Origin of the sequence: Xanthomonas cannabis, from assembly GCF_040616535.1 — a bacterium.
Lineage (GTDB): Bacteria > Pseudomonadota > Gammaproteobacteria > Xanthomonadales > Xanthomonadaceae > Xanthomonas > Xanthomonas cannabis.
Window position 1 is genome coordinate 2,988,753 of sequence record NZ_CP136580.1, and the last position, 14,062, is coordinate 3,002,814.

13 protein-coding genes and 1 pseudogene are annotated in these 14,062 nt (G+C 55.1%); all 14 read right to left on the bottom strand.

The window, feature by feature from the left end:
• Positions 1-125: 125 nt before the first annotated feature.
• The 14 genes and pseudogenes from RZV17_RS12710 to RZV17_RS12775 all read right to left on the bottom strand — a co-directional run bounded on the left by RZV17_RS12710 (position 126) and on the right by RZV17_RS12775 (position 14,060).
• The gene (locus tag RZV17_RS12710) at positions 126-1,742 is read right to left on the bottom strand and encodes an alpha-glucosidase (protein ID WP_355603917.1); all 1,617 of its coding nucleotides are present in this window, start codon (positions 1,740-1,742) and stop codon (positions 126-128) included.
• Between the two features lie 441 nt (positions 1,743-2,183).
• Positions 2,184-2,581 (bottom strand): annotated as a pseudogene (locus RZV17_RS12715) (integrase core domain-containing protein); the annotation flags it as partial.
• Positions 2,582-2,725: 144 nt separating this feature from the next.
• Entirely contained in the window at positions 2,726-3,235 is a 510-nt protein-coding gene (locus RZV17_RS12720) for a DUF4189 domain-containing protein (protein WP_355603920.1), read from the bottom strand.
• 10 nt (positions 3,236-3,245) lie between these two features.
• Positions 3,246-3,875 (bottom strand): type IV secretion system protein, encoded by a 630-nt coding sequence (locus RZV17_RS12725; protein ID WP_355603923.1) that lies wholly within the window; start codon positions 3,873-3,875, stop codon positions 3,246-3,248.
• Between the two features lie 214 nt (positions 3,876-4,089).
• The gene (locus RZV17_RS12730; protein WP_355603926.1) at positions 4,090-4,599 is read right to left on the bottom strand and encodes a DUF4189 domain-containing protein; all 510 of its coding nucleotides are present in this window, start codon (positions 4,597-4,599) and stop codon (positions 4,090-4,092) included.
• A gap of 12 nt (positions 4,600-4,611) precedes the next feature.
• Positions 4,612-5,775 (bottom strand): type IV secretion system protein, encoded by a 1,164-nt coding sequence (locus RZV17_RS12735; protein WP_184371550.1) that lies wholly within the window; start codon positions 5,773-5,775, stop codon positions 4,612-4,614.
• A gap of 70 nt (positions 5,776-5,845) precedes the next feature.
• Positions 5,846-6,670, bottom strand: coding sequence for a hypothetical protein (locus RZV17_RS12740; protein WP_184371419.1), 825 nt, complete (start codon positions 6,668-6,670; stop codon positions 5,846-5,848).
• Positions 6,671-6,724: 54 nt separating this feature from the next.
• A complete protein-coding gene (locus tag RZV17_RS12745; RefSeq protein ID WP_355603929.1) occupies positions 6,725-9,166 on the bottom strand; it encodes a VirB4 family type IV secretion/conjugal transfer ATPase in 2,442 nt (813 codons plus the stop codon).
• An 81-nt stretch (positions 9,167-9,247) separates the two neighbouring features.
• On the bottom strand, positions 9,248-9,556 hold the full coding sequence (locus RZV17_RS12750; RefSeq protein ID WP_184371412.1) for a type IV secretion system protein VirB3: 309 nt from the start codon (positions 9,554-9,556) through the stop codon (positions 9,248-9,250).
• The gene (locus RZV17_RS12755) at positions 9,549-9,941 is read right to left on the bottom strand and encodes a TrbC/VirB2 family protein (RefSeq protein ID WP_166748848.1); all 393 of its coding nucleotides are present in this window, start codon (positions 9,939-9,941) and stop codon (positions 9,549-9,551) included. Before RZV17_RS12755 ends, RZV17_RS12750 begins: the two co-directional genes overlap by 8 nt.
• A 70-nt stretch (positions 9,942-10,011) precedes the next feature.
• Positions 10,012-10,947 (bottom strand): lytic transglycosylase domain-containing protein, encoded by a 936-nt coding sequence (locus tag RZV17_RS12760; RefSeq protein ID WP_184371409.1) that lies wholly within the window; start codon positions 10,945-10,947, stop codon positions 10,012-10,014.
• A gap of 42 nt (positions 10,948-10,989) precedes the next feature.
• On the bottom strand, positions 10,990-12,021 hold the full coding sequence (gene virB11 / locus RZV17_RS12765; protein WP_184371406.1) for a P-type DNA transfer ATPase VirB11: 1,032 nt from the start codon (positions 12,019-12,021) through the stop codon (positions 10,990-10,992).
• A gap of 12 nt (positions 12,022-12,033) precedes the next feature.
• The gene (locus RZV17_RS12770) at positions 12,034-13,290 is read right to left on the bottom strand and encodes a TrbI/VirB10 family protein (RefSeq protein WP_184371403.1); all 1,257 of its coding nucleotides are present in this window, start codon (positions 13,288-13,290) and stop codon (positions 12,034-12,036) included.
• Positions 13,287-14,060 (bottom strand): TrbG/VirB9 family P-type conjugative transfer protein, encoded by a 774-nt coding sequence (locus RZV17_RS12775; RefSeq protein ID WP_166749501.1) that lies wholly within the window; start codon positions 14,058-14,060, stop codon positions 13,287-13,289. Before RZV17_RS12775 ends, RZV17_RS12770 begins: the two co-directional genes overlap by 4 nt.
• Positions 14,061-14,062 lie beyond the last annotated feature (2 nt).

Consider the following 14,062-nt stretch of genomic DNA (forward strand, 5'->3'; position numbering starts at 1 on the left):
TGCCACGCAAGCTGCCCTGCGTGCGCGCCGTTTCGCAACCTGACGACTCATAAACGAAGCGAGGCATCCCAATGGAATGCCTCGCTGGTATCACTCAATCGCGTCCACACCTGCACGCGATGGCGTCACTCCCCGCCCGTCGCGCAAACCACCGCGTGCCCAGGCAAGCCCATGCGGCCATGCTCGATCACGCCGCGCTCCACCCCCGGCACATCGATCTGGCTCCACGCACCTGCAGGCAGCGCAAGCTCGGCAACGTTGGAGGACAAGTTGAAAGCCAACAGCATGACCTGCCCTGCATGCTCACGCCGGAACATCAGCACCGGCTCTGCCGTGTCGTAAAACGTGATCGCGCCTTCGCGCAGTGCTGGCAAGCTCTTACGCCAGGCAAGGAACGCCTGCACGGCGCTCAGCACGGAGTGTGCATCGTCCTGCTGCACGCTCACCGCCGCGAGCCGATGCGGCTCGGACAACGGCAGCCACGGCTTGCCGCTGGTGAAGCCCGCAGACGGCGCGTCGGTCCACGGCATCGGCGTACGGCACCCATCGCGCCCCTTGAAGGTCGGCCAGAACGTGATGCCGTAAGGATCCTGCAGATCCTCGAACGCCACGTCCGCCTCGCCCAACCCCAGCTCCTCGCCCTGATAAAGACAGATTGAACCACGCAGCGAACACAGCAACGCCACCACCATCCGCGCAAAGACCGGCGACGCATCGGCGCCGCCCCACCGCGTCACAGCACGCACCACATCGTGGTTGGAAATCGCCCAGCACGGCCACCCTTCCAGCATGGTCGCCTCGAGTCGGCTCACCGTCTCGCGGATGTAGGCCGCACTGTAATCCTGCACCAACAATTCGAAGCTGTAGCCCATGTGCAAGCGGCCGTGGGCGGTGTACTCCGCCGTGGTCGCGAGTGAATCTTCGGAAGAGATCTCGCCCAGACTCACCGCATTCGGGTAGCGATCGAGCAACGCACGAAGGCGCTCCAGGAAGACCAGATTCTCCGGCTGCGTGTTGTTGAAGTAGTGATACTGGTACGCGTACGGATTGTCCGCACTGAACCCACGCCCCACCCGCTTGTCCGCCGGCTTGGCCGGGTTGTCGCGCAGCTGCGCATCATGGAAGCAGAAGTTGATCGCATCCAGCCGGAAGCCATCCACCCCGCGATCCAGCCAGAACCGCACATTGTCCAGGGTTGCCTGCTGCACCTCGGCGTTGTGGAAATTGAGATCGGGCTGATCCACCAGGAAATTGTGCAGATAGTACTGCTCGCGCCGCGGCTCCCACTGCCACGCCACACCGCCGAACAGCGACAGCCAGTTATTGGGCGGCGTACCGTCCTCACGCGGATCGGCCCACACGTACCAATCCGCCTTCGCGTTGGTTTTATCCTGACGGCTTTCCTGAAACCACGCGTGTTCGATCGAGGTGTGGCTCAGCACCTGGTCGATCATCACTTTGAGCCCGAGCGCATGCGCCTTGTCGAGCAATCGTTCGAAATCATCGAGCGTGCCGAACAAAGGGTCCACCGCACGATAGTCGGCAATGTCGTAACCAAAATCGGCCATCGGCGACTTGAAGAACGGCGAGATCCAGATCGCATCCACCCCCAACCCGGCAATGTAGTCGAGCTTGGCGATGATGCCCGGCAGATCGCCCACCCCATCGCCATTGGAATCCAGAAAACTACGCGGATAGATCTGATAGATGACGGCCCCGCGCCACCATGGTGTCTGCAACATGCACGCCCCTCCCGGGCAAATGCGGGCGCTGGAATAAGCACCCGGCCAAGGCCATTAGCGTAGCTGCGCTACCGACATCGGGCGTAACCGTGCATACGTATTCATGGGCAGACATTCGTCACACGGGCGTAGGTTTCCTTGCCATCCAGGATCTTCCAGAACCCGTCCATCACATAGATCAGCGGACGGCTGTTGATCAAAGTCTCCAGGCGATGCCCACAGGAAAAACCCTGGCAATGCCAGGGCCATTGATGTCGCCCCACACATAAATGGCACCGGCAACGCCAGAGCCATCGATTCCGCACTATCTAGCCCTTACATCGTTGGGCCGCGCGTCTCGGTGCGCTGCTGTATCAGCGCCTGTTGCTGTTGCTGCACCTGACGCTGACTCTCCTCAGCCACCTGCCGGCAGCTGTGTTCCAACTGTCGACTCCCCTTAATTCAGTGCCAGCCAAAAGTAGAGGTCTGCGGTTGATGTTGCTCACGGAACTCGGCGGGTGTTAGCCCGTCCAGGCTGTCGTGCGGGATCTGCTGGTTGTAGTCGGCCAGCCAGTGTTCGGTCTGTTCGCGAACCTCGCTCAGCATGCGGAACAGATGTATGTCCAGCACGCCGCGCCGGTAGCTGCCGTTGAAGCGTTCGATAAAGCCGTTTTGCATTGGACGCCCCGGCTCGATGAAGTCCAAGGCGATGCCCTTGCGCTCGGCCCACTCGGCCAGGGCCAATGCGACAAACTCCGAGCCATTGTCCAAGCGAAGTTTGCCCGGGTAGCCGCGCCAGGCCGCGACGCGTTGCGGATGACGCAGGCGGCCGGAAGATTCAAGTCCACCTCGATCGCCATCCCGCCGGTTTGCACGACCTGACTTGGGATGCCGATCGCACTCCTTTGGCCGTTACATGCATCGTGCAAGGCCACGGCACCTGCTGGAGCGAAAATTTCAGCCTTATCGGCTCATAGCGCAGAACACCAATCAACTTGCAAAACCTAATATTTCCTGAAAGAGGACATACTGCATGCGGAGTATGTGACCTTACACTTCCCGATATCTGATTTTGTAGCACAAGTCTTCATAGCTGACGTCTCCGCCTCATCAATGGATGGTGCGCCAGAATATCCGTAGCCACTAGTTCCTAATGAAACGGCAATTGCCGCGCATTGGTTTTTGTAGTAAAAAATCGGCCTACACTTAACTCCACCTAACCTCTTGCATTCAAGTTCAGCCTCTTTGCGCGCAAGACTCTTTGACTTTTGACTTGAAGATGCTCCGATAAATCCATTAGTCTCATCCATTGAAAGAGCTCCCCAACGCGTTTGCCATTCTCCAGTAGCAGTAGGGGACGCTGCTCCAGAGGAGCCTTCAATCGGTGCACATCCGGATACTCCTTGCCCACCGATAGGATAGAATCCTGGGGGACAGCTACCTTCCGCACGAGCTGAAAAGGGTTGCCCCAATGAAACGCAAACAAAAAAACCGATGAGTAAGAGCTTATACATGCATCTATACCTATGTATTTAGGTCGCGGTGAGCCCCGCGGCTTGCTTGGCTAGATTCGGGGCTCGGAGAGGTGACGGATGACGTACCCCGAACCTGCGAAGTAGCTCCTGCTGTGCTGTTATTTCCATCAACCTTTTGAGTAGGAGTGTAAGACCCAGGCGCCTGCCCCTGCGGCCCTGGCGATCCGCCAGCCGAAGCTGCACCGCCAATCTGCGAATACGCCATGAAGCTACCCAAGGTACCTTGGAAGAAGAACGCGGCCATCGGAGGTGTCGTCAGGATCAGAAGCGTCAACAATACGCCCATCCCGCCGGTTTGCATGGCCTGGCTTGTGATGCCGTTCGTAAAATCCATGTCCAGCACCATGCCAAGCCCCTTGACTGCCCAGAGTGATCCAGCAACCTTGGCGACCATCTTCATACAAATCGACACCATCGCGGCCAGCACGCCCATCGAGAACATCGTACCGATACCGTAAAGCAGCCACTTCTGGAACAGCTTCTTTGTCTGATCAAATAACAGGCACAGGATGAACAACGGCCCAAACCCGACGAACATCGCAATGGCCACTTGATACAGCAGCAACATGGCAGCGGCGGTCAACGCCGGTCCACCCGTACCGATGCCAGTGAACCACATGGCGGTCGCTTTCTCTCGTTGCAGACCTTCATCGGCTACCTGCGGCGAACCGATTGGTTAGCGCCACCCGTATCTAAGTTAATTCCGGTCAATTCATGGCTTATTTGAGTAGCCAAAGCTGCCAATTAAGAATTATGCATTCACAGAATCTAAACAATGGAAAGTTAAGGAAACTTGGAATCGAAGCGGGTCCAGCCATTCCGTCAAAGACGATTTATTTGTATTTCCGAAAAACCGGATCAGTACACCCCTTAAACAACACGCCGCAAGACTTGCCATTTGAGGAACACCCCCCCCTTGCTTCGCTCTCTGCTCTAGCTTCAGTTGGCCCTGTTCCCCATGTCACCACTCCCCCCTGAGAAGGCTGAGCAATTGCGAGACATTGATTCTTGTAATAAACCTCGATTTTGCACCCTTTATCCGTTAGTTGCTGACACTTTTCTAAAGCATCAATCTTGGCTTGGGATTTTGAAACAAAACCACTCGACACGCCGATTGCACCATCCCCCACCTTCGACATTGCCACCGCGCCCCAAGTTTTTCTCCATTCGCCAGTTGGCGCAGGGCCTCCTTGGCCACCTGCAGGAATCGGGGCACATCCCATTGCGCCCTGACCACCAATAGGATAACTCCCAGGTGGACAATTACCCTCAGCATATAAACTCCCGCTGAGCAACAGTAAGCTCCAAAAAAAAGGATAGTTCAGTACAGCTGAAATTTTCATCGTCTAGTTACTTCAATAACGAGGATTTATGCCTACGTGATCGGCTTTTGCCATCATTCCAGTAGGTTGATTAGATATCACGCCGCCGGAGCTATTAGCTGACATTACTCTTCCAGAATCGTGAGAAGAAGAAGATCCCTGACCTACCGAGGGGTCACGCGTGGGAGCTGGAGGGCTGTAAGACCCCGGCGCCTGTCCCTGCGGACCAGGAGACCCACCAGCCGAAGCCGCACCGCCAATCTGCGAATACGCCATGAAGCTACCCAGGGTTCCCTGGAAGAAGAACGCGGCCATCGGAGGCGTCGTCAGGATCAGAAGCGTCAACAATACGCCCATCCCGCCGGTTTGCATGGCCTGGCTTGTGATGCCGTTCGTAAAATCCATGTCCAGCACCATGCCAAGCCCCTTGACCGCCCAGAGCGATCCAGCAACCTTGGCGACCATCTTCATACAAATAGACACCATCGCGGCCAGCACGCCCATCGAGAACATCGTACCGATACCGTAAAGCAGCCACTTCTGGAACAACTGCTTGGTCTGATCAAACAACAGGCACAGGATGAACAACGGCCCAAACCCGACGAACATCGCAATGGCCACCTGATACAGCAGCAACATGGCAGCGGCGGTCAACGCCGGTCCACCCGTACCGATGCCAGTGAACCACATGGCGGTCGCTTTCTCTCGTTGCAGGCCTTCATCATCGACGACTTGCAGCGAGTCGATCGTGGTCAGCGCCACCTGCATCCAGGCTAGGCTCTCATCGATTTGATGCTCTGCGGTTTCATCTTCTTTTCCGGTGATGAGCCCGGTGATCTCCTGAGGAACGTCCACCGCCAGAAACTGATGAAGGTCCTGACCAAACATACCCATTGACGAAGCCACCATCACCACCAGCGCGCCACGCGCCATGCCGGTGACGAGTGCCATCATCGAGTCCCGGCTCTTTCCGGAGATAATCAGATAACCCTGGAACAGGATCCAGAGTGTCATGAGCGTCAGTGCAATTCCTGCCACCCATTCCATCATCCGGCGCATTGTCTCCATACCGAAATTGTAAATCTCGATCCGGAGATACTCGATAATGGCTTGGAAAAAGAAGAAATCTCCAATAGACCCACCATCGGCTACGCGCATGTTAGGAAGCCAATTGGAAACTGTGCTAACGATGTCCATAACCATGAGACGCATTCCTTGGTTCTAACGGTGCCGAAGCGCAAGCTCCGACGAAATTGCCGAGTGACAACTAGTTTGTCTGTTCGTTTTTCAGCGCTGCGCGTAGAGCGAGATTCTTGACTACCGTACCCAGCAGCACTTCCTTCCCCTTAAGCGCCTGTTTGGCAAGTGACTTTTGCTTGTCCTCCATCAGAACGATGTATGTCTCGTACGCCTGATTACGGGCGGTCCATGTCGACATCTGAATATCCATCGCGTTTGACAGGGTTCTCAACTCGAACATACGCGCATCCACCGCGCCCGGCGTGTTATTTCCTGCAGCACGAAACACGATACGATCAAGTTCCCGCTGAAAAGCGGGCATCGTCACTTCAATAAAATCAATCGAATCGTTGTAACGCTTATTTTTAAGCATCTGAATGTAAGCGCAGGTCTTTTTTTGTTGCTCGTCGATTCCTTCACTGTTCAACGCCTCCTTGACCTTACTGGAAATAATTTCCTTCAGACCCGAGACACTGAACACACTGGGAGCCTCTCCACCGCAGCGCTCCTTGACCATGTATTCCTCGTCTACTTTCGCCAACTCTACACCGTCCGGTAGCATTGATCGGTAGCTCGCCAGATCGATGAAGGCCATTGCGGCGTCATATTGTTGTTTCCACCGTCTTGCCTGATCGATGAAATACTGTGCCTCTTTCGCATATTGCGAATTATCTTTCGCAAACTGCCAAGCAGATTGGACCCGCTGTGTGAAATTTTCCACCAGGTTTGCTGGATCGATGAATGTCACAGCCTGACCGTTCAGGCAAGCCGCGCAGCCAAGTACCAAGGCCAGCGTCCGCAACTTGGACCCAACCCTAGACGATTTTTTGGCGCGATCCTTTTTAACATTCATCTTCTTCTCCAGCTTCCCTTATTCAATCAATCGAAATATGCAACGTCCTTGCACTCAAGCAGCAGCTACCTGCTGCTTCTTGCTACGGGACCCCTTGCGCCTTTCGTAGAAATTCTCTAACCATTCTTCGGGCGACAACTCACTGACATGAACCCCACGCTTGAGCGCAGCATCCTGAATCACTCGGTGCATTACCTCGATGTTATCGGTCGAAGCAGAAATCACCGACAACGCATCATCCATGCCGCGCAGGTTAAGCTGACAGACACTAGATGCATGCCCCTGCTTCACAAGGAAACACCGAGAGCGTTCGTCTAGTGCGGTTACCACTTGGAATTCTGCATCGGTAAGTTTCAACCCTTCGATGTAGTCCTCCTTACTCGCATTTGGATTAGGCAGCAGAATCAAGGTCGCCGTCTGTTCGATCAACGCGGCGGCAATGTCGCTCTTCAGCGCGTCCTCCGGACTTTGGGTAGCAAAGATCCCCATTCCGTTTTGTTTACGAATGGTCTTTTGCTTGTTTTTGGCAAACTCTTTCAGACCACCCTCGCCGTCGAGAATCTTCCAGAACTCGTCCATCACATAGATCAGAGGACGCCCGTCGATCAGCGACTCAAGCTTGTGCAGGAGATAATTGATAACCGGCACGCGAACCTCAGGATTATCAATGACGTCAGTATAATCAAACCCGATGATATTGGCTCGACTCAGGTCGACAGTATCCACCGGGTTATCGAATACCCAGCCGAGCGAGTTACCCATTGTCCAGCGCCGCATACGGGCATACAGCCCGTCGTCGCCCATATTGGGAAGGCTCTTTTGGAAGTTACTCATGCTGCGCAAATGCATGGGCGTATCCAGCATGTTTTCGACAGCTCGATAGATATCTTCCTCTTCGCGCGAGGTGTACTCTCGCTTGCCAGCCAGCACCTTGATTAACTCCGCCAAGAACTGAACATTCTCTTCTGAGCGCTCGCACTGGAAGGGATTGAACCCGGTAGGCTGGCCATTTTCCAGGGCAAGATAATTCCCACCGCAGGCACGCACAAAAATCTCTGCACCACGGTCTTTATCGAAGAAGAAAATGGTGGGCGAAGGCTCGTACTTCTGTACCTGGCTCAGCAGGAAGTTGATCAGCGCTGTTTTACCGGTGCCGGATTTACCGATCACCATCGTATTTGCGATCGCCTTTTCACCAAGCGAATTTTCTGATGGGTGTGTGGCGTGGAAATTGAAATAGTACGGCTGCCCATTGGTGGTCTGCAGCGTTGTAACGCAGTCTCCCCACGGGTTGTTGTGCTGTTTACCAGTCGCAAAATTGTGCAACGGCGACAAACCCAGAAAATTCAGTGAACTAATATTGGCCAAACGCGTCCTGTAGCGCCAGTTACCGGGCAATTGAGAGTAGAACGACGATGCGATTGCGATATCTTCCTTCGCGGAGACAAAGCTTGCATTCGAGAGTTCGGCGCGCGTCGCTGCAATATTTTGCGACAAGCGTTCTTGGCTGTCAGCGTAAATGGCAATCAGGAAATGGTATTCGCCCAGCACAAAGTTGCCTGACGACAACTGATCCATGGCCTGATCGAGCTCGACAATTTGGCTAACGGCTTTGTCACCCGAAGAAATCATCATGCCCTTCGTGCGATCAAGGACCTTTAGCGCATCTTGACGACCCATCGGGCTAAATGAATGGGTGATGACGTACTCAAAATCGAGATATTTCAGCCCATTCAAGATTCCAGGGAATGTTGCCTCAGCATATTCCTTGATATTGAGAATAGCGCCAAAATGATTACCGCCATTTGGCGTTGTTACCAGAAAATCGCCCGTCTTGGGCGAAAACGTATGCCGGCTGACAGGCAGATAATCCTTGATCGGCGCCGACAGGACAGGAACCGGCTCGTCAATGCGGTTGATCAGATAGCCAAAGAACTCAAGCGCTTCAGAAAAGACAACACCGTTCTTCGCCTCGTACATTCCCAGACGATAAGGCGAGTAGTCACGAATGACAGCTTCGACGTTACCAGCCATCTCCATCAACTTGGCAATCGCCTGATTCTGCTCAGCCTGAAGCTTTTCGATATTGGTCGATTTTTCGACGAAGCGCTTTCCCGCGACCACAGGGCGGTAAATCATCGTCAGATACAACTCGTTCTGCATGATCCGCTGCGCCGACAGCATGTCAAAATATTCGTCAGAGAGATCCTGATTGAAGCGCTGCCGGAACGTGCTTTTGCTCTTGAGACGACGCTTGCGGCGGACGTCATGCACCCAAAATGCCACGTTGACAAAATCAGGGGCGCGCAACGTCTGCAGCAGGCGATTGAACGTGTTGTGCTTATGCTCCAGATCCCAGTCTTCACGCCCTACGAAGGGCAAGCCCTCCAGGTGCCACGTGATCAGAAAATCGCCGCCCGTGGTCTTGATGACCGCGGGTGCAACATGAGATGACAGCGTAACAAAGTCACCGATGGGCGCATCTGGACTGAACATGCTCTATTCCGTTGAAAACGCGTAACTAGGGGCCTTCCATAGAGCGGACCGGCAGCACGCTGCCGGTCCGCTCTGCAGGCGTCAATCTTTCGGTGCAGGGGTCCGACGATAGTTATTCGGCGAAAACACCCAATTACCAGAATGATCTCCAACATTCCTGACCTTGAACTTAAATTGCAGTTTCAGTCCAAGCATCCTAAAAATCATCTCGTCGCGGCGCGCCATCTGCCGCAGGATGAAAATCTCAAGAGGAATGGCAGCCATCACCCACATCCTGGTGTAGAGAGACAGCAGAAATGTGCCTCCCACGATCAGGAAGAACGGCAAATATGGGACGCCCAGAAACATCGCTGGACGCGTGCAGCCCCTGAAGACGACGTTCTTATGCATTCATGTACTGGCTGAGGTGCATTACCATTGCGGTGCACTTCTCACCTTCCTCGCCGATCAACATGGTCGAGATCTGTCCGGCAGCACCGATGAGAACTCCACCGACCAGGATCGGCGCGACGTCACCGATCCGCTTGTGAGCGAACGCAATCTGATATCCCGAGAAGATGACAGCAATGGTTACCACGGCGATCGACGCCATGCTGAGCAGGCCGTTGATGTCTTCGAAGAAACCGCAGACCTTCTGATCCGTGCCGCCGTATGAGGTTCCGCCTGGGCCAGCCAGCGCTGCGCCCGAAGCAAACACGGCGACCGAAGCCACGGCGTAAGCGATTGTCTTGAGCGTACGACGTGCATTTGCAATATCTTGATTGTTCATCTTCACTGTTAATCTCCTTGATGATGGTCTAGCAACAACTACTAGCCGGCACCGCCAGCCGTTGGGTTTGCAATCGTCAGAAAACGAATGCGGTATCTACACTCGGCGCAGTCGGCACCGTGGGTGACTTCTGCTGGTTCATGGGATGTGCGCCAGTGACTTTTTCGCCCCAAGGACGTACTACGACAGGAGCTGAGGCGTTGCCGGCGACCGACGCAGATGCTTCTTGCTGCGCGTGCGAAGGGGGCTCGCCGACGGGCTCGCTCGGCCCCGGCCCCTGCCCACTCCGCTTCGTGAGCGCATTCGAAACAACACTGGAAATCGCCGCATCGGCCGTCCTCATCAGCGCGCCCCTGGCGTACTCCGACACGCTCGAAGGAGCAATCACCAATGCGGGGTCACCATTCCGCTGGGGTATGAACTGCGCTCTCTGTGCCATTCCCTGCACCCTTTCGACTGTGCCTTGATCGACAATTCTACGCTCTATTTGCACATTCGGAGATGCCGTGGCCTGCGCGGGCTTTGGCGCCTGCCTAGTGTTCACGACGGCAATCGGCGCGGCCGCCTCAGCTCCTTTCTGCCCCTGAATAGACGCGTAGATCTTTTGCACGTAACCATGTCGATACCCGGTGACGAAATTCCCCGAGTAGTAGCAGCTGAACGATTTACCCCAATCATTGCCGGAGCGCGAATAACATTCAGCCAGGATCTTGGACCCCGCCTGGAGATTGGAACACTGATGAAACGCCTTTTCGTACGAGCTTAGGCCGTATTTGGTCAGGTTGTAGCGATTCACTTGAGCCAAGCCGACCGAAAAGTTGTAGCCTTTTTCTTCGAGCATTCTGACTGTAGCTAGCGCTTCTCCCATGGTCTTGGGCTGCCGCACGAGCCTACCCCCGACCACGCCGATGGCGTAGGGGTTACTGGAAGACTCGACATTCACCACGTGTTGCATCACCGACATGGGAACTGCCATTTCGGAACACGCAGCCATCTCAATTCCAGGAAGCATGACTCACCTCATCAGCTCTTGAAGTTCTTGACAGGCACTGTTTCACGCGAACGCACGCTCAGGGTTGAAGTCGATACCCGTGATGTAACGCCGACCTGCATGTGCCTTGATATGTACGACGACGTCAATCGTCATCATCAACAGACGCTTGATAATTGCGAATTCAAGTCCGGATCCTTCCGCGGACGCCTTCACCATCAGCGCCAGCTGGTCCCAGGTTTGCTCAGGACTACCGGCGTGGCAGCTTGTAATCGATCCGGGATGGCCCGATGCGCAATTACGGATGAAATAGAACGCTTCGTCCCCTCGTAGCTCCGCTAAAATGATCCGGTCCGGCTTCATGCGTAGGCACGCTTCCATACAGCTCTTTGCAGATACGTTGCTCGCGCTCTGCCCACCTTTCGAATAGAGCAAGTGAACTGTGTTTTGCTGCGTGAGGAATAATTCTCGTGCGTCCTCGATCGTCACAAGCCGCTCATTCTCCGGAATGTGGTGGACAAGCGACTTCATAAACGTCGTTTTGCCACTACCGGTTGCGCCCGACACGACGATATTTTTCTTATAAAGCACGGCGCGCCTGAAGAACTCGGCATAGTTGCGCGTATGCCGCAACTCCAGCAGTTCGCGATCTTGGTCGGTGAGGCTATGACCGGTTTCAAGAATCTGATCGAAAAAGCCGTCTTCTTGATATTGCGCCAGCGTCTTCATGTGCTTGGAGGGAAGACGGATAGTGATCGATACCTTTCCTGCGTCGCATGCCGGAGGGATAACGAACTGAGCACGCTGGCCGGTCGGGAACGTCAACGAAACCACCGGGTCAGCGTCGGTGATTCGCTGCCCCGTGTTGCTTTCGTTGACCACCGCGGTACAAAACTGCCGGGCGCGTTCAAAGGTCAGGGTCGGTACCTCGACACGCTGCCAGCCCGACGCCGTTTCCAGATAGAGCTCGCCGGGACGATTGATACAGATTTCCGTAACGTCCTTGGACGTCATGTATTCGTGAATACCCAACACTTCGTACTGATAGCGCAGGAACTCACTTGATACGTCGGCAATTTTGGACTCGGCGTCCATCGCAGCTATCCGTTATCGGCGCCGTGCAAGCACGGCAGTAAAATCGACATCTTTGGCCACATACACATTCACCACGACACCCTGGTTAATAGTAACCGTTGGCGGGCGGCGCATATTCTCATTGAGCGCTTCACCTGCTAAACGCTCCATCGTGCGCGCAGTGGAACTCTCATAAGGCTGCTGAATTGCCAGCCCATTGCCTGTGATCGTCGTCGTCTCAGGGCCGCTCTCAGCTGCCGCGTATTTGAAGATATCGGCCAGCATACTAATCATCAGCGCCGAGGTGATGCGACTCCCCCAATGTGCACTGTATTGGCCCGGATGCCCTGCGCCCCCCAGCTGATCTACGCCAGGGCTAGACATGGCAACGTCGATACCGTTCGGGGTGGTAATGCGATCCCAGATAACCGAGACGCGCTTACCAGTCGGACCACCACCATAGGCCCCGTAGATCTTGGATCCTTTCGGTAGCAGCAGGCTACGTCCATTGATGGAATACACGGGCTCGGTCAGCAAGCAGGAAGTAAAGCCAGGCACGTCGGTAATGATGCGCGTCTCGAGCACACACCGCAGATAGGTGCCTCGCACCAGCAGTGCGTCCGGGTGATTGATGAAGCTGGCGCTGGATACATCATCCACATCGGGGCCGCGCTTGGGCTCACTATCCTGAGGCGACGACTCGCCACCGGACGCACGCGACATGAGCTGCCGATACATCTCATCCGACGGCTGCGGTGGCGCATCAGCGCCAGCGTCGCCGCCCTGACTACCCGAGCCGACTCCTGTCGAGGCCATGCGCCGCTCAAGCAAGGTTGGCCCGCGATCGTTGCGCGGGGTATCCGACATCGGCTGGTAATTGACCTGCGGAGGCGGCGCCGAGTTAGGAAGCGCAGGCAACACGTCGATCGCATCCGGCTCACTCGCCTGCACCGGCTCGGGATCGCGCTGAAGGTTGGGAATTGTCGGGGTAGCGGTGCGCGCGACCTGCGTCTCCTTCTTCGGTGCTTCTTCCTCGTCACGCGACTTCCGTAACACCAGAAACCCCATCAGGATCAGCAGCGCAACGATACCTGCGAGGAAGACTAACGCCTTCCTGTTCAGCCGCTGATCTTCCGCGCTTCGCAGCGTTGGCGCGGCGGCATCCAGATTGGGGGCATCGCCCTGAGCACGACTGTAGTACGGGTTCGAGCCCAGTGCTTCTTCGTGGGTATCACGCGCTGCATCAGTCTGCTCACGACTTTGATCGTTGTTAGAAGTATTTGGACTCATTTTTTCGCATTCCTTCGCAGCCCGACCACGTTATCACCGTGACGGATAACCAGATAAGGGTACGTCCCATGCACGACCAACGTATTCCCTTCAACAGTGGTATTCACCACAAAATCTTCGCCATGCTCTTGCTCGCGCCCAAATACGGCCGGGAAACTACCGGTCTGGAATTCAGGAGACGGATTTAACTTCAAATAGGTAAAACGCCCGTCATCGTAGGCACTGACCGGGATCAACCACGCCTTTTTCTTGTTTCGTGTGGAATACGAATAGTCGAAATAGTACTGGCGATCCTTTGCTAATTCACTACTCAACAACGGCTTGACTTCTTCCTCGACCGCTTTTTGAGCAACGGCAAACTGCGTGTCGCCGGGATAAGTGAACGCAATCTTATACTGTACGCCTTCACGGCGGGCCTGCTCCAGTTGGCGCCAATCGGTCGCGACGACCTTCAGCTCGAAGATGTAAGAATTCATCTCCGTGCGCACCATCAGGTTGGTGTCCACGTCGACGTTCTTCGGCTTGAGATAAAAGACGTTGCCCCGACGGGTCAGCTCCCAACCGCTACTGAAACCCGTACTGTAATCCAGTATCTTTTCGTTTGGGCTCAGTTCGATCTGTGTCGTGATTCCTAGACCAGTCCGAACTTGGTAGATCTGATCGGGCTTGTAATCATAGTAATCGACTGCCTGTGCCTGCACGACAACTGGCGACGCGGCGATTGCTGCAAGAAGGGCCAACGCAAGCCCGTATTTACGTCCACTACTCATAC

Coding starts and splice junctions, on each gene's coding strand:
- RZV17_RS12710 (WP_355603917.1), bottom strand. CDS start 1,742: ATGTTGCAGACACCATGGTGGCGCGGGGCCGTCATCTATCAGATCTAT.
- RZV17_RS12720 (WP_355603920.1), bottom strand. CDS start 3,235: ATGTATAAGCTCTTACTCATCGGTTTTTTTGTTTGCGTTTCATTGGGG.
- RZV17_RS12725 (WP_355603923.1), bottom strand. CDS start 3,875: ATGTGGTTCACTGGCATCGGTACGGGTGGACCGGCGTTGACCGCCGCT.
- RZV17_RS12730 (WP_355603926.1), bottom strand. CDS start 4,599: ATGAAAATTTCAGCTGTACTGAACTATCCTTTTTTTTGGAGCTTACTG.
- RZV17_RS12735 (WP_184371550.1), bottom strand. CDS start 5,775: ATGGACATCGTTAGCACAGTTTCCAATTGGCTTCCTAACATGCGCGTA.
- RZV17_RS12740 (WP_184371419.1), bottom strand. CDS start 6,670: ATGAATGTTAAAAAGGATCGCGCCAAAAAATCGTCTAGGGTTGGGTCC.
- RZV17_RS12745 (WP_355603929.1), bottom strand. CDS start 9,166: ATGTTCAGTCCAGATGCGCCCATCGGTGACTTTGTTACGCTGTCATCT.
- RZV17_RS12750 (WP_184371412.1), bottom strand. CDS start 9,556: ATGCATAAGAACGTCGTCTTCAGGGGCTGCACGCGTCCAGCGATGTTT.
- RZV17_RS12760 (WP_184371409.1), bottom strand. CDS start 10,947: ATGCTTCCTGGAATTGAGATGGCTGCGTGTTCCGAAATGGCAGTTCCC.
- virB11 (WP_184371406.1), bottom strand. CDS start 12,021: ATGGACGCCGAGTCCAAAATTGCCGACGTATCAAGTGAGTTCCTGCGC.
- RZV17_RS12770 (WP_184371403.1), bottom strand. CDS start 13,290: ATGAGTCCAAATACTTCTAACAACGATCAAAGTCGTGAGCAGACTGAT.
- RZV17_RS12775 (WP_166749501.1), bottom strand. CDS start 14,060: ATGAGTAGTGGACGTAAATACGGGCTTGCGTTGGCCCTTCTTGCAGCA.